This window comes from Arenimonas soli (assembly GCF_014643775.1).
GTDB lineage: Bacteria > Pseudomonadota > Gammaproteobacteria > Xanthomonadales > Xanthomonadaceae > Arenimonas > Arenimonas soli.
This window is the reverse complement of the sequence record NZ_BMKC01000001.1, coordinates 243,111-263,478: the sequence shown is the minus strand read 5'-3', so window position 1 is coordinate 263,478 and position 20,368 is coordinate 243,111. Positions and strand designations below refer to the sequence as shown.

The following is a 20,368-nucleotide window of genomic DNA, read 5'->3' as shown; positions in this document are numbered from 1 at the left end:
CCCGGGCGGGGGGCGTGAACTACCCTGCCGCATCCTTCCGCGGTCTTGCCTCCCATGGTTTCCAGCATCTTCTTTGGCCTGTTCGGGCTGTCGGTCCTGATCGGCATCGCCTGGCTCTTCTCCAACAACAAGCGGGCCGTGGACTGGCGCCTGGTCATCACCGGTATCACCCTGCAGATCGCCTTCGCCGCGCTGGTGCTGCTGGTGCCCGGGGGCCGCGAGGTCTTCGACTGGCTGGGCAACCGCTTCGTGGACCTGCTGGAATTCGTGAAGGCCGGCTCGACCTTCATCTTCGGCAACCTGATGGACACTGAAACCTACGGGTTCATCTTCGCCTTCCAGGTGCTGCCGACCATCATCTTCTTCGCCGCGCTGATGGGCGTGCTCTACCACCTGGGCGTGATGCAGTTCGTGGTGCGGGTGATGGCCTGGGCCATCACCAAGGTGATGCGCGTTTCCGGCGCCGAAACCACCAGCGTCTGCGCCAGCGTCTTCATCGGCCAGACCGAGGCGCCGCTGACGGTGCGGCCCTATATTTCGCGCATGACCGAGTCCGAGCTGATCACGATGATGATCGGCGGCATGGCGCACATCGCCGGCGGCGTGCTGGCGGCCTACGTCGGCATGCTGGGCGCCGGCGACCCGGTGCAGGGCGCGTATTACGCCAAGCACCTGCTGGCGGCCTCGATCATGGCCGCGCCGGCCACCCTGGTGATCGCCAAGCTGCTGATCCCGGAAACCGGCAACCCGCTCACCCGCGGCACGGTGAAGATGGAGGTCGAAAAGACCACCAGCAACATCATCGACGCCGCCGCGGCCGGTGCCTCCGACGGCCTGCGCCTGGCGCTGAACATCGGCGCGATGCTGCTGGCCTTCATCGCGCTCATCGCCATGATCAACTGGCCGCTGACCTGGATCGGCGACGTCACCGGCCTGGCCGCCTACCTGGGCAAGCCCACCGACCTGTCCACCCTGTTCGGTTACGTGCTGGCGCCCATCGCCTGGGTGATCGGCGTGCCCTGGCAGGACGCGAACACGGTTGGCTCGCTGATCGGCCAGAAGATCGTCATCAACGAATTCGTCGCCTACCTGCAGCTGGCCGAGATCGTGAACGGCCGCGTCGAAGGCGTGGAGCTGACCGACAAGGGCCGGCTGATCGCCACCTATGCACTGTGCGGTTTCGCCAACTTCAGCTCGATCGCGATCCAGATCGGCGGCATCGGCGGCCTGGCCCCGGAGCGACGCCAGGACCTGGCCCGCTTCGGCCTGCGCGCCGTACTGGGCGGCACCCTGGCCACCTTCATGACCGCCACGATCGCCGGCGTGCTGACTTCGCTGGGTGCCTGACATGGCCGGCCGGGTGCTGGTGGTCGGGTCCTACAACCAGGACCACGTCTGGACCTGCGACCAGCTGCCCGCCCCCGGCGCCACGCGCCTGGGCACCTACGCCAGCGGCCCCGGCGGCAAGGGTTTCAACCAGGCCGTCGCGGCATCCCGCGCCGGCGCCCGCACGGGGTTGCTGACGGCACTGGGCGAAGACGCCGCGGCCGGCACCGCCCGAGGCCTTGCCGGCGCCGAAGGCATCGAACTGATTGCCGAAGTCCACCCCGCCCTGCCTTCGGGCACGGCCGGCATCTTCGTGGACGCGGCGGGCCGGAACGTCATCACCGTCGCGCCGGGCGCCAACGGCGCGCTGTCGCCGGCGTACGTGCGGGCGGCGCGCCCGGCATTCGCCGGTGCCGACGTGGTGCTGGCGCAGCTCGAGGTCGCCCCCGAAGCCGTGCTCGAAGCCCTTGAGCTCGCGCGCGACACCGGTGCCACCACGGTGCTGAACCCGGCGCCGGCCAATGCGCCGACCAGTCCGGCACTGCTTGCGCTGGCCGACATCCTTACCCCGAACGAAACCGAGTTCGCCGCGTTGCTTGCCCGCCACGCGCACCAGACCGTGGATGCCGACACGCTGCACACCCTGGCCGACGACGCCTTGCACGCCTTGTGCCAGGCCCTGCAGGCCGCCACCTGGGTGATCACCCTGGGCGGGCACGGCGCCTTCGTCTCGCATGCGCCGGGAAATCACCGCGGCGACCGCGACCCGGCCTATCGCGTGCCGGCCCACCCGGCCCAGCCGGTGGACACCACCGGCGCCGGCGACGCCTTCAGCGGCGCGCTGGCGGCCGCGCTGGCGGCGAACCCCGACGCGCCCTTCCGGGACGGCGTCAGTTTCGCAAGTCGCTACGCGGCCCGTTCCACCGAACGCCACGGTGCCGCGCTGGCCATGCCCCGCCGCGACGAACTGGCCGGCTGAGCAGGCCCCGCGGCGGGCGGCTAGAATGCCGCCCCATGCACATCGGCCCCTACGCCATCGACCCACGCGTGGTGCTGGCCCCCATGGCCGGCGTCACCGACAAGCCGTTCCGGATGCTTTGCAAGCAGCTGGGCGCCGGGCTGTGCGTGTCGGAAATGACCACGTCCGATCCGCGGCTGTGGAAAACGGCCAAGTCGCTGCACCGCATGGACCACGCCGGCGAACCGGATCCGATCAGCGTGCAGATCGCCGGCACGGTGCCCGAAGTGCTGGCCGACGCCGCGCGCCACAACGTGGACCTGGGCGCGCAGATCATCGACATCAACATGGGCTGCCCGGCCAAGAAGGTGTGCAATGCCTGGGCCGGTTCGGCGCTGATGCGCGACGAGGCGCTGGTGGGGCGCATCCTGTCGGCGGTGGTCGCGGCGGTGGACGTGCCGGTGACGCTGAAGATCCGCACCGGCTGGGCCGCCGGCCAGAAGAACGCGCTGGCCATCGCCCGCATCGCCCAGGACAGCGGCATCGCCGCGCTGGCCGTGCACGGCCGCACCCGCGACCAGCAGTACACCGGCGTCGCCGAGTACGACACCATCGCCGCCGTCAAGGCCGCGCTGGACATCCCGGTGCTGGCCAACGGCGACATCGATTCACCGCACAAGGCCGCCTTCGTGCTGCGCCACACCGGCGCCGACGCGGTGATGATCGGCCGCGCGGCGCAGGGCCGGCCCTGGATCTTCCGCGAAGTGGCGCACTACCTGGCCACCGGCGAAACGCTGCCCGAGCCGGGCGTGGCCGAAGTGCGCGACATCCTGCTCGCGCACCTCGAGCACCTGCACGCCTTCTACGGTGAAGAATCCGGCGTGCGCATCGCCCGCAAGCACCTGGGCTGGTACGCGAAGGACCGCCCGGAAAACGCCGCCTTCCGCGGCGTGGTCAATCGCGCCACCACGGCCGGCGAGCAGCTGCGCCTGACCCGCGATTATTTCGACGCGCTGGTCGCGGGCGTGTCGCCGGAGTTCGCCGCCGCGGCCTGAACCGGCACCACGCGGGTGCCGGCCGCGATGGCCTGCAGTTCCCCGGGCGGCCGGGTCCAGATGCGCTCCCACATGGCCGACAAGCGCCGCCGCGCTTCCCACGGCCACTGTGCCTGCTCGGGCCCGTAGGCCCGCCAGCCGCCGCCGTCGCGTTCGGCCACCACGAAGCGGAAGCTGTAGTCGGGCTCGGCGCCCATGCGCAGGTCGGACAGCACCAGGCGTTGGTCGCGAACCTCCGCCTTCATGAAGCCGTGGTTGAACCACAGCAGGCGACGCACCACCGGCAGCGACTTCGTTTCCGCCAGCGCCTGGGTGTCCGACGCGTAGGCCCGGAACAGCATCGGCCCGTCATCGGCGACCAGCGACCGTTCGCCTTCCAGGAAACCATCCGGCGTCATCACCACCACCCGCCACAGCAGCGTGTTGAAGGGCATCGGCACGGAAAAACGCGGCGCGTCCTGCAGGCCCTGCGCGGCCAGCGTTCGTTCGGCGGCGCGGTCGACCATGGCCTTGGCCGCCAGCGACCAGCCCAGGTAGACGCTGCTCAGCGCCAGCCCGGCCACCAGCGCCTTCTGCGCCGACGGCCGCCAGCCGCGCACCAGCGCCACCAGGCAGCCCAGCAGCAAAGGCAGCGTGTACAGCGGATCGATGATGAACAGGCTGGCCCACATCGCCGGCGACGGCGGCAGCGGCCACCAGAGCTGGGTGCCGTAAACCGTGAAGGCATCAAGCAGCGGGTGCGTCACCAGCGCCAGCGTGATCGCCCAGAACCAGCGTGTCGGCGCTTCCGCCACGCGCCCGCCCGTGCGCTTGAACAGCGACCAAAGCAGCGCCGCCAGCGGCAGCAGCACCAGCAGCGAATGCGAAGGCCCACGGTGCCAGGTCATGTTGGTCACCGGGTCCAGGCCCATGAACCACATCGGCAGCGAGTCGAGGTCCGGCAGGGTGCCCAGCGCCGCGCCGGCGGCCAGGGCGGCGCGGCGGTGCCTGGCCGGGGCGATGGCGCCCGCGATGGCGGCGCCCAGGACGATCTGGGTGAGGGAATCCATCCCCGGATGCTAACCGCCCCGGGCGTCGAAGCGCCGTGAGCCGGGGCTCAGGCGGCCAGGCCGGTCTGCAGCGGCGCCGGCATCACCCGGTCCACCGGCGACGGCAGCCGCGCCAGCTCGCCGCCGTCGTGCCGCAGCAGCACCAGCGACCCGTCAGGCTCTTCCGCCAGCGCGGTGAGGCTTTCGACCCAGTCGCCGTCGTTGGCGTAGACCAGGCCGCCCGATTCGAACAGGCCGGCGCGGTGGATATGGCCGCAGACGATGCCGTCCAGGCCGCGGCGGCCGGCGTCGTCCAGGCCGGCCTGCACGAAGCGGGCGATGTAGCGTTCGGCGGCGCCGCTGCGCGATTTGAGGAAATCGGCCAGCGACCAGTAGCGCAGGCCCAGCCGGCGCCGAACCCGGTTGGTGAGGCGGTTGCCGGCCAGGATGCGTTCGTAGAGCCAGTCGCCGAAACGTTCCTGCAGGTTGCCGAACTGCGTGACCGCGTCGTAGTCGTCGCCGTGCGTCACCAGCAGGCGGCGGCCGTCGGCGGTGACGTGGATGGCGCGCCGGCGCAGGCGCATGTTCGGCAGCACCAGGCCGCAGAAGTTGCGCACGGGGCGGTCGTGGTTGCCCGGCACGTACACCAGTTCGCTGCCGGTGCGGGCCAGGGCCTGCAGGGCGTCGATGACCCGGCGCTGGTCCGGGCCCCAGGCCGCGCGGCGTTCGGCCATCCACCACAGGTCGATGATGTCGCCGACCAGGTATAGCCGGCGCGTGCGCAGGTTTTCCAGGAAGTCGGCCAGTTCGGCGGCGTGGCAGTGCGCCGAGCCCAGGTGCACGTCGGAGATGAAGACGGCCCGGTGGCGCGGGGCCGTCGACGCCTTCACGCGGCCTCCGGCCCGGCGGCGGCGCGCGGCGCCGGTGCCTCCAGGTAACGCTCACGCTTGCGTGGCCGTACCCGCGCCAGGTCCAGTTCGATCAGGCCATCCACCGCGTGGTTGAAGTCCGGATCCACGCCGAAGGCCAGGAATCGCGCGCCGCCCGGTTCGCACAGTTCGGTGTACTGCTTGTAGAGCGTGGGCACGCGCGCTCCCAGCGATCCCAGGTTGGCCTTGAGCACCCGGAAGGCGTCGTCGGCCCCGAGGTTGCCGAAGTCCGGCGGTGCGGCCAGGAAGCGGAAGGGCCGGTTCGCCGCCACGCCGTCGCCGGCGTCACCGAAATAGCGCGTGTAGTAGGCGACCATCTGTTCGCGCGCCGCCAGCGGCAGGTCGGCGCTGATCGATACCGGGCCGAACAGGTAGCGCGCGCCCGGCTGGTGGCGCAGGTAGGCGCCGATGCCCAGCCACAGGGTGTCCAGGCTGCGGCTGCCCTGGTAACCCGGCGCCACGAAGCTGCGGCCCAGTTCCACGCTTTGCATCAGCCGCGGCAGCAGGTGGCAGGGGTAGGTGAACAGCGACGCGCTGTACAGGCCCGCCAGCCCGCGTTCGACGAACACGCGTTCGCAGGGCGCGACCCGATAGCCACCGGCGATTTCCAGCGCCTCGCCGTCCCAGAGCACGATGTGGTCGTACCAGGTGTCGTAGGCGTCCAGGTCCAGGCGCTGGCCGGTGCCTTCGCCCGCGGCGCGGAAGGTGAGCTCGCGCAGGCGGCCGATTTCGCGCAGCAGCGGCGAGTCGGCCGCCAGCGGACCGGCGTGGATGCGCTTGCCGTCGGGCGTGCGGCCCAGTAGCGGCAGGCGCGAGAGTTCGCGCACCAGCAGGCGGCGGTCGACGGCGTGCGCCAGCGGCTGCGGACCCTGGGGTTTGGCCTCGCGCCGCGACCCGATGGCGCCCAGCGCCTGCCGCACCGCCGACAGCGCCCGCGAATCGGTTTCATCCGCGGCGATGTGCCGGGCGTGGCCCAAGCGCAGGCCGATGCGGCTGCCGCGCCGGGCGAACACCTCGCGCGCCAGCAGCAGCATGCCGGCAGGCCGGTACAGGGCCGACACGCCGTAGAAGAGCGCGGAGTTGCGCGCCTGCACCTGCACCGGCAGCACCGGCGTTTCGGTACTGCGGGCAAAACGCAGGAAACCCCGGCGCCAGCGCCCGTCGCGCACGCCGCGCCAGCCCAGGCGCGAGACTTCGCCGGCGGGGAAAACGATGACGCACTGCTCCTGCTCCAGCGCCGCTTCCACCGCCCGCAGCGATTCGGCCGTGGGCCGGCCGCCGACGATGCGCACCGGCAGCAGCAGGTCGCGCAATGGCGACACCGCGCCCAGCAGGTCGTTGGCGACCACGCGTACATCCCGGCGCACGCTGCCGACCAGGTGCAGCAGCGCCAGGGCATCGAGCGCGCCGCTGGGATGGTTGGCAACCACCAGCAGGCGGCCGGTTTCCGGAATGCGTTCGCGTTCGACCTGATCGACCGTGTAGCGCACGTCCAGGTAGCGCAGCGCCGCTTCCACGAAGGCCAGGCCGCGCAGGTGGCCGTGGGTTTCCAGGAAGTCGCCGGCTTCCGCCAGGCCCGACACCTTCTGCACCTTGCCCAGCAGCGGCTTCACCAGGCGGGCGTGCGGGCCCTGGAACCAACGGGGATGGCGCTTGGCCATCTGGCGCTCGAGATCAAGCATGCGGCGTCCGTGGACGGGGGGATTGCCGCGAAGCTTGGGCCGCTTGCCTTGCAGCCCGGTTACCCGGAGGCGTCAGGCCGGTGACAGGCGGGCCCGGAAACAAAACAGGCCGGGCACATTGGCCCGGCCTGTCGGTGAAACGAAGGCGAACCGCCTCAGCGCGCGGCGACGGCCTCGACGAAGTCGATGACCAACGCGACGCGGCGATTGGCCAGGCCTTCGTCACCCCAGGCGCCGGGGCGGATCTGGCGGTTGTTGGCTTCGCCGTAGCTGACCGCGCGCACCTGGTCGGCGGCCAGGCCCTGGCTGACCAGGAAATCACGCACCGCGTCGGCGCGGCGCTGGCCCAGGCGCTGGTTGTAGCTGGCCGAGCCGGCGGGGTCGGTGAAGCCTTCCACCGTCACCACCACACCGTCGTGGTGTTCGGACAGGGTCTTGGCGAAGTCGGCCAGCATCGGCTTGTCGGCCTCGCGCACGTCGGCCTTGCCGTAGTCGAAGTGGGCGGTGGTTTCGACGTGCAGCCGGCCCTCGAACTGGGCGAAGCGGGCGTCGTACTGGCCAAAGCGCTCTTCCATGCTGGCCTGCAGTTGATCCAGGCGCTGGTTCTGGGCCTGGTCGGCGGCGCGCAGTTCGGCGACGGTGGCATTGAATTCGTCGCGCTTGACGTAGCTGGCACAGCCAACGAGGCCGGCTACGGCAAAGGCGGCGACAAGGGGGCGAAGGGAACGGGCAAGGGAAACGGTAGGAGTTCGCATGCGGGAAATTCCTCATGTGGCCGGGAATGGCAGTCCCGACCCTAACCGCTGGCCACCGCCCGGGGCTTAACGCTGCGGAAACGGGCCGGGCGGCAGGATGCACCCCGGGGCCGGGGCGTGTATCATTTCGCCCCTTCACCCATCCTTTCATCGCAATCAAAGGATATAAGACCGAATGTCCAGCTACCTCTTCACCTCCGAGTCGGTTTCCGAAGGCCACCCGGACAAGCTCGCCGACCAGATTTCCGATGCGGTGCTGGACGCGATCCTCGCCCAGGACCCGAATGCGCGCGTTGCCTGCGAAACCCTGGTGAAGACCGGCGCCGCCATCGTCGCCGGCGAAATCACCACCAACGCCTGGGTGGACATCGAGGAGATCACCCGCAAGGTGATCAACGACATCGGCTACGACAACTCGAACGTCGGCTTCGACGGCCACACCTGCGCCATCGTCAACATGATCGGCAAGCAGTCGCCGCACATCGCCCAGGGCGTGGACCGCAAGAAGCCCGAGGAACAGGGCGCCGGCGACCAGGGCCTGATGTTCGGCTACGCCTGCAACGAGGCGCCGGAATTCATGCCGGCCCCGATCTATTACGCCCACCGCCTGGTCGAACAGCAGGCCAAGGTGCGCAAGTCCGGCAAGCTCAAGTGGCTGCGCCCGGACGCGAAGAGCCAGGTGACCCTGCGCTACGACGGCAACAAGATCGTCGGCCTCGACGCCGTGGTGCTTTCGACCCAGCACGACCCGGGCGTGAAGCAGAAGGACCTGGTGGCGGGCGTGATGAAGCACATCCTCGAGCCCGTGCTGCCCAAGGCGTGGCTGAAGGCGCTGCCGAAGTCGAAGATCCACATCAACCCGACCGGCAAGTTCGAGATCGGCGGCCCGGTGGGCGACGCCGGCCTGACCGGCCGCAAGATCATCGTGGATACCTACGGCGGCATGGCCCGCCACGGCGGCGGCGCGTTCAGCGGCAAGGACCCGTCCAAGGTCGACCGTTCGGCCGCCTACGCGGCGCGCTACGTCGCCAAGAACGTGGTCGCCGCCGGCCTGGCCGACAAGTGCGAAGTGCAGGTTTCCTACGCCATCGGCGTGGCCGAGCCGACCTCCATCTCGGTCACCACCTTCGGCACCGGCAAGATCAGCGACGAGAAGATCGAGAAGCTGATCCGCCAGCACTTCGACCTGCGCCCCTACGGCATCATGAAGATGCTCGACCTGCTGCACCCCATCTACCGCGCCACCGCGGCCTACGGCCACTTCGGCCGCAAGCCCAAGCAGATCACCTACACCGACGCCAAGGGCAAGAAGCACACTGCCACCGCGTTTTCGTGGGAAAAGACCGATAAGGCCGAAGGCCTGCGCAAGGCTGCTGGCCTGAAGAAGTAATGCGCCTACTCCCTCTCCCGCTTGCGGGAGATGGCTGGGGTGAGGGAAAACGGGCCGCGAAAGCGGCCCGTTTCCATTTCACCGCCCCTGCGCCAACGCCACCGCGTCCGCACCCGCCGGAAACCGCAGCTGCCCCGTCGTGTCGTGCACCGCCCGCCACACCGCCTCGGCGACGTCGGTCTCACGCGTGGTCACCGACACATTCGCGAATTGAGCAAACACTTTCTCGGCGAACGCCGCATAAGCCGGCGGCACCAGTCCCTGCATCCGCTCGCCGCCGTTGGCCGCGAACGCCGTGGTCGGCCCGTACCCCGGCAGAACCAGCTTGGCCCGGATACCGAACGGCTCTAGCTCAAATGCCAGCGACGCCGTGAACGCATCCACCGCCGCCTTGCTGGCCGAATACACGGCCGCCAGTGGCATGCGCGCCAGGGTGACGCTGGAAGTGACGTTGACCAGCACGCCCGCGCCCCGCGCCCGCAGCCGCGGGATCGCCGCCTGGCAAACGGCCATGGTGCCGAAGGTGTTGGTGTTGAAGACCTCGTCCACCGTCGCGGCGGGCATGGCTTCGAAGGCACCCACTACCCCGATGCCGGCGTTATTGACGACCACGTCCAGCTCGCCGGCTGCGTCGAAGGCGGCATGGATACTGTTGGCATCGGTAACGTCCAGCGGCAGCAGCTGCAGGTTCGGCGAGGCCGGGAACAGGTCGGGCTTCGGGCTGCGCATCGTCGCAACGACGCGCCACCCGTGGGCGACGAAATGGCGGGCGGTGGCCAGGCCGTAGCCGGACGAACAACCGGTGATGAGGATCGACTTCATGGCGGGACTCCTTGGTTTGGGGAGTCCAGCTTGGCGCCCGGCACCCGGACGGACTACGCTTCAGAATCCCGTTTTCATTCGCGAGCGTCCGGAATGAGCGATCCCCTCTCGGAAGTCATCCGCCGCCTGCAACCGCGTGCCGTGTTCTCCCGGACCATTGAGGGCGCCGGCGACTGGGCCGTGCGCTACGGCGCCTTCGGCCAGCCCGCCTTCACTGTGATCCTGGCCGGCCAGGCCCGCCTGGCCGTCGACGGCCAACCGCCGCTGGACCTGCAGGCCGGCGACTTCGTGCTGCTGCCCGCCACGCCGGGCTTCACCCTATCCGGCGGGGCCCCGACTCCGCCGATGTCGCTGGACCCACAGGCTGGGGCCGTGGTCCTGGACGACCGCCTGCTGCGCCATGGCCGCCTGGGCGGCGACGCCGACTTCGTTTCCCTGGGTGGCTGGTTCGAGTTCGCCGCGCCCGATGCCGGGCTCTTGGTATCCCTGCTGCCCGGTCAGGTGCACGTGCGCGGCGCCGACCGCCTGACCCGCCTGGTGCAACTACTGCGCGAAGAGGCCACCGACATTCGCCCGGGTCGCGAATTGATGCAGGCCCGACTGGTGGATGCGCTGCTGATCGAAGCCCTTCGGAGCCAGGCCGAGAAGGCCAGTGCGCCGCCCGGGTTGCTGCGCGGGTTGGCGGATCCGCGAATCGCAGTGGCCCTGCAGCGGATGCACGCGGAGGTTGGGCGGAAGTGGACTATGGCGGCGCTGGCGAAGGAGGCGGCGCTGTCGCGGTCGGCACTTTTCGAACGGTTCACACAGGCTGTGGGGGTACCCCCGATGGAGTACTTGTTGAGGTGGAGGATGGCGGTGGCGAAGTCACTCCTGCAACCAGGCGGCCCCAAGATTGCCGAAGTGGCCGAACGAGTCGGATACAGCTGCGCGAGCACCTTCAATTCGTCATTCAAACGAGTTGTCGGGACATCACCTAGGCGCTTCTCACGAGGTCTCTGAACCATCCAGAAAGTGGAAACAACCGTGCCTGGCCGGAAAATCGTCGCTGCCGACATCTACACAGACCACATTCAGACGAACCGGTCCTCCACCGCGCCGCTTCAAATGGAAGACGGAGGGCGCGGCTGAGTCCACTCCCGAATGCCAAGGATAAACGAGGTAGAACTCCTCACAGCCGAACGCGCTCGCGTAGGCATTCATCTGGTACACGTGAGACGCTTCGGGCTCGATACGGCCGGATCTTCCAGGCGCTGACAGCGTCCATTTGGTATCCACAATGGCCACCAATGATCCGTTGCTGCGTAGCACCATGTCAGGCCGTAGCTTGAAGGCAGGATGCGACTCGCGATCCTCCAATTCATGACTGGTGTCTTGCACTGAAAGCTCGACCCCCAAGGGTCGGCCGCGCCTTTTCAGATTCGCTGCAATGGCCGCCTCGAAAAGTCGATTCATGTCGAAGAGCATTTCAGGCGCCGGACTATTACCTGAGCGCAGGTTTGGCGAGAGCAGCCTTAGTATCAGCTCCGCCCAACGAAGCGCATCTTGGTAACGAATGGCCCGGCGGTCTGGCAGCAATCCATCAATCACTGGAAGGGCATTTCGCAACAAGGCGGCCCCTTCAAACGCGGCACCAAGCTCCGCCACTCGACGCGCGGCGTCCACGCTCTCAATCCAAGGTCGAACTACCGAAAGCGCGGTGCGCAGCACCTGGTTCCTCGGATTGTCGATTGAAAGCTCGTCAAACCGGCAGCTGATCACGTCCGGACGCATGCCGTGTACGGTCGCCTGACGCGTGACTTGAAGCCGGCCACGAACCACTCGCAGGTCGTCAGTTAGCGATTGGTACTGGCGAAGTAAGCCCCCTCGCACCAACAGGGATACCTCCTCGAGGAAGGCGTCGATGAATACGCCCAGCAGAGTCCGCCGCTCGACACTGTGACCGACCGCTCCCCGCGAATGGATAGGCACGCGCTTGGCGGCATGGAGCAATCGAAGGAACGTTCCACGGTCCGCAGAAGCATCGTTGGAACTAGCGACTTTTGGCAGCACCTCAAGTACACGACCGCCCAGATTCACCAAGCCGGCAAATTGGGCCAGCCGCACACTCCGATTTCCCAGAGTGCAAAAGCCGGGCCGAGTGCGGCTAATGGAGGCCAGCATATCCACCTCAGACGCAGACAGGTCTCGAGCGCCTTGGCCGATCGCAAGGGTTTCGTGCTCCCACGCCGTTAGTAATGCGGGCATCTTCAGGCCTGGACAGCCTTGTAGAGACTGATGAAGTCCAGCGAACTCCAACCCGCCGGGTCAGTCACGCGATAGCGGAACTGTGGAGCTAGATCGCTAAACTCGGAACCCCCGAAGAGCTTGCGTGCTTCAAGCACCTCGCGGGCCAGGAGTGGCGAGTGCCCTGAACCATTCGACAGCACCATCTCCACGCGGCTCCAGTCGTCGAAAAAGTATTCCTGCAGCAACGGAATGATGCGGCCATGGAATACCGCCCTCAGATCCGCGATCGACCGTACGCTGGTCAGATAGGCATGCCCGACAAGACGATCCCGGTCCGCCAGGAACTCGATTCGATCATTGATCGCCCGCAACAGCCGGGCTAAATCAACATCCTCGACATGCCGGTCAATCACGGAGTACTCGGGGCCGATCTCACGAAATTCGAAGCGACGGCGCAACGCGATGTCCAGCAGGGCGATTGACCTATCCGCGGTGTTCATGGTGCCGATGATGTCCAGATTGTCGGGAACGCCGAAGCGCTCGTCTTCACCTTCCTCCAACCCCGTACCTGGCAATTGCACTTCCATGCCCGCCACAAGGTTGCCCGCCCCGTCATAGCGGGCACGCTTGTCGAGCTCGATCAAGGTGATCAGCTCGCCAAATACCTTGGCGATATCAGCGCGATTGATCTCGTCAATAAACAACGCGTGGCGCCGCGTCGGATTGGCCCGGGCCTCGGCACAGGCCTGCTTGAAGATGCCGTCCACCATTCGAAACCCTACGGCGGCACCAGAGTCCGTGTTCGCCACGGGCCGAAGCCCGACAACAAAATCCTCGTAGGAATATGAGGGGTGGAAGGTCACAACGCGATACCGCTTTACTGGCGCCGCGTTCTTGGCAGGACCAGCGAGCCAGCGATCGTGAAGCTCTGCTGCCTCTGCATCCTCATCCCGCCAATCCTTGACGACCGACCAAAAGGAGTCCTCATCCTTCTCGAAGGTATAGGGGGCGCGGTGAACTGCCACGTTCACCGTATTCGGCTCCCGACTGGCATGTTCCTGCAAGTACCCCCAAATGGTCGGACGTACCGTTCCTGTCCGATTCCTCTGCGCGGCCTTTGCGCGAATGATCGGGTGCCCCTCCAGGTCCGCAACCTTAGTGCGCGCCCCGATCTGCGCCAAGGCAACCGCGATGACTGCGCGCCAACCGTAGGCCGCAACCAACTGCATTTCCCAAGCCCTACGATCAATATCAGCCGGCTGATCCGTGTAGTCGCGAAACATTTGCTGCAGCCGGTAGGTCTTGCCCGTACCGGGAGGACCGAAAAGTATCAGATTCTTGGCGCGGACCATTGCCAGGGCGTAGACCGACACCCCGGGCTCGCTGACCCCTCCTGCCAGCGCCTCTTCATCTGCCTCCACATCAGCAGGACCCTCGTTCGGCTTCTGCCATTCGTCTCGCAAGGGATGCAGGTAAAAGTCTAAGTCCGTTGCACCGAAGCGCGCTTCTTGCGCCAATCGCAGTTTCAACAGCTCGTCGTCCAGCTGGCGATCGGTCCATCTTCTCGTGACGTTGACCGGGGCGACGCCGAACCCAGCAAGGACTCGGCGTCGGTCTCCATTGCTGGACATCCGCTCAACCCGATCCGGGAACAGAAAGTACCGGAGCATGTGACGGAATTGACGCTCGCCTTCCATTGGCACAGTACCGATCCAATGCATGAATTGATCGTAGTCCGTTAGCACGGTCCTTCGAGTCGCCTCGGGCAGCTGCTTGATCGTCTTGCCAAGCGCGATCAGGTAATTCACCTCGCGCCAGCGATTGGTATTCATGCCCATGCCCGCAGAGCCGATTCCATCCAGCAGGTCGTCAGCAAGTAGCGGATGGCCTGGATCGAGCGAGTCGCCAGACCAACCCCATACGTTGACGATGCTCTCGCGCTTCATCTCCTCAGTGATGTTGCTGGGGAACAAGAGGAGCGCCCAGAGCATTTCAGCCATCAGCTTCCTGGCGCCGGGCGGCGCGTCGGCGACCTGAAGTTCTAGCTTTTCGTAGAAGCTTCCATCCCCGGCGTCGGGCCGCTGAACCACAAAACGATCCAGCGCTTCGAAGTTTGCTACCGTCCAGACCTCCTCTTTTGAGAAGACACTGCCATCAACAATCAAACAGTTGTCTATCCACTGCTGGGCGGCAGCGATGATGGGAGCAGAATCGTGCGGCGGGGAGTATCGGGCCACGGGACACCTTTAGATTCAATTGCCGAAGCCTAGGCGGCGGCAAGAGCACCGCAGGAGGCCCATTTGTTATCACACTTGCCCTCGTTCCGGACCAAGTATCCCTTGAGAATAATAGGAAGCGGCCACACAGACCAAAGCCGCCCCCCGTCCTGCCCCCAATCCTGTCCATGGACCTCCGGGTGGCCACGTATTGATACCCTGCCAAAGGTTGTATGGCCAAACCGTGCCTCTACGGGCATTCACACAGTAGTATTCGGATCTAGCCTGCCAGCATCTGGCAGGTCGTTAGGCGGGAAGCCTGGGGCAGTCAAGTCTTTCTTTAGTCCTGTTGACAAAAACAAGCTGGCCACTCAGCAGTAAGGCGGTTTTCCCGATGAGCATGAATGAGGCGGATACTCGCTACCACTTGATTGATCCCATCCTTCGCGAGAAGGGCTACGTCAGTCGCGACCAAGTTACGCTTGAGACGATCCTGACCCCCGCACCGGTAGAGCCAAGCGGACCAAAGGGGCGTCGACGTAGAGGTCCGGGCCGAACTGACTACCTACTTTGCGTTCTAGTGGGGTCGATGCCCAAGCCACTACCGGTGGCTGTACTTGAGGCCAAGAAGGAAAAGGAAGATCCACTCAAAGGCATGCAGCAGGCCAAAGGCTATGCCCAATGCGAACGCTTCGACGTGAAGTACGTGTTCGCCACCAATGGCCATCGCTATGGCGAATTCGATTGTGTCACCAGCCTGCAAGGCGGCCCATTCCCCTTCGCCGACTTCCCGCCGCACGCCGACCTGACCGCCCGCTACGCCAAGGACACCGGCATCAATCTCAGCCAGCCGGAAGCCGCCCTGCTGTTCCAGGCCGACAGCCCGGCCTGGGCGCTCTCGCGCTACTATCAGGACGCCGCCATCCGCGCGGCCTTTGAAAAGATTATCCTGTGTCAGCAGAACGGCGAGCCCGCCCGCGTGCTGCTCACCCTGGCTACCGGCGCCGGCAAGACCATCATCGCCACCAATCTGCTGTGGCGCATGAGCCAGGCGGGGCAACTGCCGAAGCCCGCCTTGTTCCTGTGCGATCGCAACGAACTGCGCGAACAGGCCTACGCCAAACTGAAGGCGGCCTTCGGTGACAACGCCCGCATCGTGCGCACCGAAAAGGGTGGCAACGCCGCGCAGAATGCCCGCATCCACATCGCCACCTACCAGACCTTGGGACTGGATGACGAGGAGGGCTTCGCCAGCTTTCTGACCGAGCAATACGGTGACGACGCCTTCAGCGTCATCATCATCGACGAGTGTCATCGCTCCGCCTGGGGCCGCTGGTCGGAAGTACTGCGGCGCAACCCCAACGCCATCCACATCGGCCTGACCGCCACCCCGCGCAAGCTGGAAGAGTCCAAGAACGCCAGCGCCGAAGATCAAGAGATAACCGCCAACAACCGCAAGTACTTTGGCGAGCCGGTCTACGAATACACCCTGATCGATGCGCAGGAGGACGGCTACCTCGCCGCCTGCGAGATCGTCAAACGTAAGGCTAGCATCGACAACACAACCTTCACCAAGGAGGAGATCCTTCGGGCCGGCGTCAAGGACATCAAGACCGGCCTGCCGCTGACGGCCGAAGACCTGACAAAGAACCAATACACTGGCAAGGACTTCGACGACGAACTGTTTATCGAACTGCGCACGCCCAAGATGTGCGCCGATCTGTTTAAGCTACTGTGCGAGAACGGCGGACCGGAGCAGAAGGTCATCATCTTCTGCACCCGCGAAATTCACGCCGACCGTGTGGCACAGCACATGAACAATCAGTATGTGCGCTGGTGCCGGGAGAACGGCCAGACGCCCAAAGATCACTACGCCTTCAAGTGCATGGGCGGCGCCAACAACGGTTCCGAAATGATCGAGCCCATGCGTGGCTCCGGCGAGCGCGCCTTCATCGCCTGCACCGTGGACCTGCTGGAAGCCGGAGTAGACATCGAGCGCCTGAACGCCGTGGTGTTCTTCCGCTACCTGCAATCGCCCATCAAGTTCTACCAGATGGTCGGGCGCGGCACCCGCATCCACGAAGAAACCCAGAAGTACAAGTTCTGGCTCTACGACTACACCGACGTCACCAGCCTGTTCGGCACCGACTTCATCACCAAGCCGCCGCGCCCCGGCGGCGGCGGCAAGGGCGGCGGCGGTGAAGGGCCGGGGGGTGGCGGAGAAGATGAGGGTCCGGCCGTGGCGGAGATCGGCGGGCAGTATGTGGTCGTGAATCCCCAAGGCCGCTTCATCCTCGTTCAGCGCGACGGCCGCGACACCCCGATTCCGGTGGACGAATACCGCCGCGAAGTGATCCACCGCGTGCTGAGCGAGGCCCACAACCTCGATGAGTTCCGCGCCCTGTGGATCGAGGCTCCCAAGCGCCGCCAGTTGATCGACCACCTGCTGGGCGACAACTTCAGCCCGGAAGTGATCCGCGAGATCGACCAGATGAACGACTTTGACCTCTACGACTTCTTCGGCCACCACGGCTACCACGCCCTGGCGCTAAAGCGTCCCGAGCGCGGCGAGCTGTACATCAGTCACAACCAGGGCTGGTTCAGCGCCATGGACAATAGGGCAGCCATCGTGCTCAGGGGCCTCGGCCACCAGTTCGCCCAAGGCGGCACCGATGCGCTGGAAAGTCAGAACCTGTGGGAGGTGCCGGAGATCAAGCGGGCCGGCGGGCTGAATGCGTTGCGTGGCGTCGGTGTTCCGGCGCAGGTAATGCATGACGCCAAAGCGAGGTTGTTTGGGGTATGAGCTGGCTTACTGCGCCACTGGGCGCAATCACGACCATTTTGAGTGGAACTACACCCGATTCTGCTAACCCTGCCTATTGGCATGGTGATCTTGTTTGGGTCACGCCAACGGATCTTGGGAAACTGGGCGCAACTGTCATCAGTACATCGGCGAGACAGATTAGCGAGCTTGGTCGTGCAAGCTGCAATCCCGCTTTGGTCCCGAAAGGGTCGGTGTTGATGTCGTCCAGGGCACCCATCGGGCACCTTGCGATTGCTGGATGCGATCTGCACACCAATCAAGGCTGTAAGAGCTTCGTTTGTTCAACCGCGTTAGACGGAGAGTTTCTTTACTTCACCCTGAAACATCGGATGGCTGACATTCAAGCGCTTGGAAGCGGTGCGACGTTTGTGGAGGTTTCCAAGTCCGCGTTGGAAGCGTTCGAGATCAGATATCCGGAATCCATCGAAGAGCAACGCCAAATCGCCGCCCGCCTGAAGCCCCAACTGGCCGAAGTGGAGACCGCCCGCCAGGCGGCGCAAGCGCAGTTGCGTGACGTCCGCCTGCTGCGCGCGCGTCTGCTCAAGACCTTCTTCGCCGAACTGGATGCCGCGCCGAAAAAGAAGCTCGGCGACCATGCCCCCACCACCAGCGGCTCCACGCCCTCGCGCGGCAACAAGCAATACTGGCAGCCGGCGGAGATCGCGTGGGTGAAAACCGGGGAAGTCGCCTTCGCGCCGATCACGACCACCGAAGAAGCCATCTCCTGCAAGGCGCTGGCGGAATGCTCGCTGACCTTGCTGCCGCCCAAGAGCATCCTGATTGCAATGATCGGACAGGGCAAAACGCGCGGGCAATCGGCCATTCTGGAAATCCCTGCCACAACGAATCAGAACTGTTTCGCCGTAATGCCGAACGATACCTGGGACCCGGACTTCCTCTGCCTGTGGATGCAGGCGTCCTATCAGGATCTGCGCGATCTTTCGGCGGAGCGGGGTGGAAGTCAGGCCGCCCTGAATGGCGCGCTGCTGAAGGCACTGGAAGTACCTGCACCAGACAAGACTGAACAACAACACCTCGTGGCCCGCATCCAGGCCGCGATGACCGAAATCGATGCCATCGAGCGTGCCAGCAAGACCTCACTGGAGGACATCGACCGACTCCCCCGCCGCGTGCTCGCACAGGCCTTTGAGGAATAAACATGGCCAGGAAGAAAGCCACCACCAAACAACCCAAGGGCATCACCTCCACCCAGTCTCTGTCCAGCTTCGTCAAGAGCATCTGCGATGTGATGCGCCGCTCCAACTGCGCCAGCGCCTTGCAGTACGTGCCGGAGCTGACCTGGATTCTTTTCCTGCGCATCCTCGATGCCCAGGAGACCAAGGAGCGGGAAGAGGCCGAGGCACTGGGCGCCAGCTTCTCGCCCGCGCTGCAAAGCCCCTACCGCTGGCAGGACTGGGCCGCGCCGTACTCGGACAAGTCCGATCATCCCAAAACTGCCGAAGGCAAGCCCTTCGGCTGGAAACGCCAGGAGCTGTTCGCCGCCGGCGACGGCAAGCTGTTCGACTTCATCAACAAGGAACTGCTGCCGCACCTGCACAGCCTGGACATCGACACCCGCACCGGCCTGCCCAACCCGGCGGCCAGCCGCAAGCAGCGCATCATCGGCCGCACGATGACGGCGGTGGAAAAGCTGCGCGTGGACAGCGAGGCCAACCTGCGCGACATCCTCGACAAGGTGCACCAGATCAACATCGACCATGTCGACGACACCCACTTCTTCACCCTGTCGCAGGTTTATGAGGACCTGCTACTGAAGATGGGCGAGAAGAACTCCGACGGCGGCCAGTTCTTCACCCCGCGCGAGGTTATCCGCGCCATGGTGCACACGGTGGATCCGCAACTAGGCCAGACGGTGTACGACCCCTGCTGCGGCACCGGCGGTTTTCTCGCCATCGCCTATGAGCACATCGCCCGCCATATGGGCGCAAGCGCTACCAGCACTGACATCGACACCCTCAAGCACGACACCTTCTTCGGTCGCGAGAAGGAGAACCTGGTGTTCCCCATCGCGCTGGCCAATCTGGTGCTGCACGGCATCGACCAGCCAAACCTGTGGCACGGCAACTCACTGACCCGCCGCGCTATCTACGCCGCGCTGTTCGACAACGCCCCCAAGCAGTTCGACGTGATCCTGACCAACCCGCCCTTTGGCGGCAAGGAAGGCAAGGACGCACAGAAGAATTTTCCGTACGAAACCAGCGCCACCCAGGTGCTGTTCGTGCAGGACATCCTCGCCGAGTTAGCGCCAAAGGGTACCTGCGCCATCGTGCTGGACGAAGGCCTGCTGTTTCGCACCAACGAGGGCGCCTTTGTCGAGACCAAGCGCAAACTGGTGGACGAGTGCGATCTGTGGGCCATCGTGAGCCTGCCCGGCGGCGTGTTCTCGACCGCTGGCGCTGGCGTGAAGACCAACCTGCTGTTCTTCACCAAGGGCAAAAAGACCGAGAAGATCTGGTACTACGACCTGTCGCATGTGAAAGTCGGCAAAAAGACGCCGCTCACGCTGGCACACTTCGGGTTCGCATCGGATGGTACGGTATTGGCCGACGACGCGCTGCCCGCTATTCTCACCGCCGATTGGCGGACCGACGAGGCAAACGCCGGCAAACCCTTCCCCAGTTACGCCCGCATGCTCCAGCACCGAGGGAATCCCGAGGGTGAAAGTCGTTATTCCTGGACAGTGGACATCGCCGCCCGCCGGGCCAAGGCCCGGACTGAGATGCAGCCATTGCTCGATGAGGCAGCGCGGCTCAAAGCCACGGTGGTTGACCTTAAGGATCAGCTCAAGCGTCTGAGGAAGGATAAGCACTCTGAGGACAAACAACATGTCCTAACCACGCGGATACAGGAACAGGACCGGACCGCCCGGGATTTGGAGGCCCGCGCTTCCGACATTGATGCTGCTGTGTTCGATCTGAAGGCTGTCAATCCAACCGCCGCTGTGCAAGTAGATACTCGCACGCCGCAACAGATCATCAACCATATTGGGAACCATGGTCGTATTGTGGCCGACGCGTTGGCTAGGCTGAACACGCTGATGAATTCGGCATAGTTGGACGCAGCGTTCCTTACCACTAGTTGTTGATTCTTCCTGCAAATCAGCTCATCGCACCGAACGGCCTCCGGCCCTCCGCGG

General features: G+C 65.4%; 15 protein-coding genes. 8 read left to right on the top strand and 7 right to left on the bottom strand.

The features are described from left to right. Positions 1 to 54: 54 nt before the first annotated feature. From IEX13_RS01195 to dusB, 3 genes are read left to right on the top strand one after another with little or no spacing between them, the layout of a single operon-like run. Positions 55 to 1,347, top strand: coding sequence for a NupC/NupG family nucleoside CNT transporter (locus IEX13_RS01195; protein ID WP_188660237.1), 1,293 nt, complete (start codon positions 55 to 57; stop codon positions 1,345 to 1,347). Between the two features lies 1 nt (position 1,348). Next, positions 1,349 to 2,305, top strand: a complete 957-nt coding sequence (locus IEX13_RS01190) for a ribokinase (RefSeq protein ID WP_188662935.1) — start codon at positions 1,349 to 1,351, stop codon at positions 2,303 to 2,305. Between the two features lie 35 nt (positions 2,306 to 2,340). Then, positions 2,341 to 3,339: a tRNA dihydrouridine synthase DusB gene (dusB, locus tag IEX13_RS01185; protein ID WP_188660235.1), complete on the top strand. Its 999-nt coding sequence runs from the start codon at positions 2,341 to 2,343 to the stop codon at positions 3,337 to 3,339. On the opposite strand, the gene IEX13_RS01180 is transcribed toward dusB, so the two are convergent. The 4 genes from IEX13_RS01180 to IEX13_RS01165 form a co-directional block, all read right to left on the bottom strand. Then, a complete protein-coding gene (locus IEX13_RS01180; protein ID WP_188660232.1) occupies positions 3,285 to 4,388 on the bottom strand; it encodes a metal-dependent hydrolase in 1,104 nt (367 codons plus the stop codon). The genes dusB and IEX13_RS01180 overlap by 55 nt on opposite strands. Before the next feature lie 47 nt (positions 4,389 to 4,435). After that, entirely contained in the window at positions 4,436 to 5,257 is an 822-nt protein-coding gene (locus tag IEX13_RS01175; RefSeq protein WP_188660230.1) for a UDP-2,3-diacylglucosamine diphosphatase, read from the bottom strand. Then, positions 5,254 to 6,978, bottom strand: coding sequence for a bifunctional ornithine lipid synthase OlsF (gene olsF, locus IEX13_RS01170; RefSeq protein WP_188660227.1), 1,725 nt, complete (start codon positions 6,976 to 6,978; stop codon positions 5,254 to 5,256). The genes IEX13_RS01175 and olsF overlap by 4 nt, the downstream gene beginning before the upstream one ends. Before the next feature lie 155 nt (positions 6,979 to 7,133). Continuing rightward, complete coding sequence (locus IEX13_RS01165) at positions 7,134 to 7,733, bottom strand: OmpA family protein (RefSeq protein ID WP_188660224.1); 600 nt, start codon at positions 7,731 to 7,733, stop codon at positions 7,134 to 7,136. Positions 7,734 to 7,908: 175 nt separating this feature from the next. On the opposite strand from IEX13_RS01165, the gene metK reads away from it, so the two are divergent. Continuing rightward, positions 7,909 to 9,123: a methionine adenosyltransferase gene (gene metK / locus IEX13_RS01160; protein WP_188660221.1), complete on the top strand. Its 1,215-nt coding sequence runs from the start codon at positions 7,909 to 7,911 to the stop codon at positions 9,121 to 9,123. 78 nt (positions 9,124 to 9,201) lie between these two features. On the opposite strand, the gene IEX13_RS01155 is transcribed toward metK, so the two are convergent. Further along, positions 9,202 to 9,945: an SDR family oxidoreductase gene (locus IEX13_RS01155; protein ID WP_188660218.1), complete on the bottom strand. Its 744-nt coding sequence runs from the start codon at positions 9,943 to 9,945 to the stop codon at positions 9,202 to 9,204. 93 nt (positions 9,946 to 10,038) lie between these two features. Between IEX13_RS01155 and IEX13_RS01150 the strand changes: the two genes are divergently transcribed. Then, positions 10,039 to 10,944 carry an AraC family transcriptional regulator gene (locus IEX13_RS01150; protein ID WP_188660215.1) on the top strand — a complete coding sequence of 302 codons (906 nt, stop codon included), beginning with the start codon at positions 10,039 to 10,041 and terminating at the stop codon, positions 10,942 to 10,944. Here the strand turns inward: IEX13_RS01150 and IEX13_RS01145 are convergent. Together IEX13_RS01145 and IEX13_RS01140 are read right to left on the bottom strand one after the other, a co-directional pair. Continuing rightward, a complete protein-coding gene (locus IEX13_RS01145; RefSeq protein ID WP_188660212.1) occupies positions 10,930 to 12,048 on the bottom strand; it encodes an McrC family protein in 1,119 nt (372 codons plus the stop codon). The two genes, IEX13_RS01150 and IEX13_RS01145, sit on opposite strands and share 15 nt — an antisense overlap. A 143-nt stretch (positions 12,049 to 12,191) precedes the next feature. Next, the gene (locus tag IEX13_RS01140) at positions 12,192 to 14,408 is read right to left on the bottom strand and encodes an McrB family protein (protein ID WP_188660209.1); all 2,217 of its coding nucleotides are present in this window, start codon (positions 14,406 to 14,408) and stop codon (positions 12,192 to 12,194) included. Between the two features lie 568 nt (positions 14,409 to 14,976). Between IEX13_RS01140 and IEX13_RS01135 the strand changes: the two genes are divergently transcribed. Genes IEX13_RS01135 through IEX13_RS01125 form a run of 3 tightly spaced genes read left to right on the top strand, consistent with a single transcriptional unit; the run spans position 14,977 to position 20,284 of the window. Continuing rightward, the gene (locus IEX13_RS01135) at positions 14,977 to 17,190 is read left to right on the top strand and encodes a DEAD/DEAH box helicase family protein (protein WP_229668410.1); all 2,214 of its coding nucleotides are present in this window, start codon (positions 14,977 to 14,979) and stop codon (positions 17,188 to 17,190) included. Continuing rightward, positions 17,187 to 18,368, top strand: a complete 1,182-nt coding sequence (locus IEX13_RS01130) for a restriction endonuclease subunit S (protein WP_188660202.1) — start codon at positions 17,187 to 17,189, stop codon at positions 18,366 to 18,368. The genes IEX13_RS01135 and IEX13_RS01130 overlap by 4 nt, the downstream gene beginning before the upstream one ends. A gap of 2 nt (positions 18,369 to 18,370) precedes the next feature. Continuing rightward, complete coding sequence (locus IEX13_RS01125) at positions 18,371 to 20,284, top strand: class I SAM-dependent DNA methyltransferase (protein WP_188660198.1); 1,914 nt, start codon at positions 18,371 to 18,373, stop codon at positions 20,282 to 20,284. Positions 20,285 to 20,368: the final 84 nt, after the last annotated feature.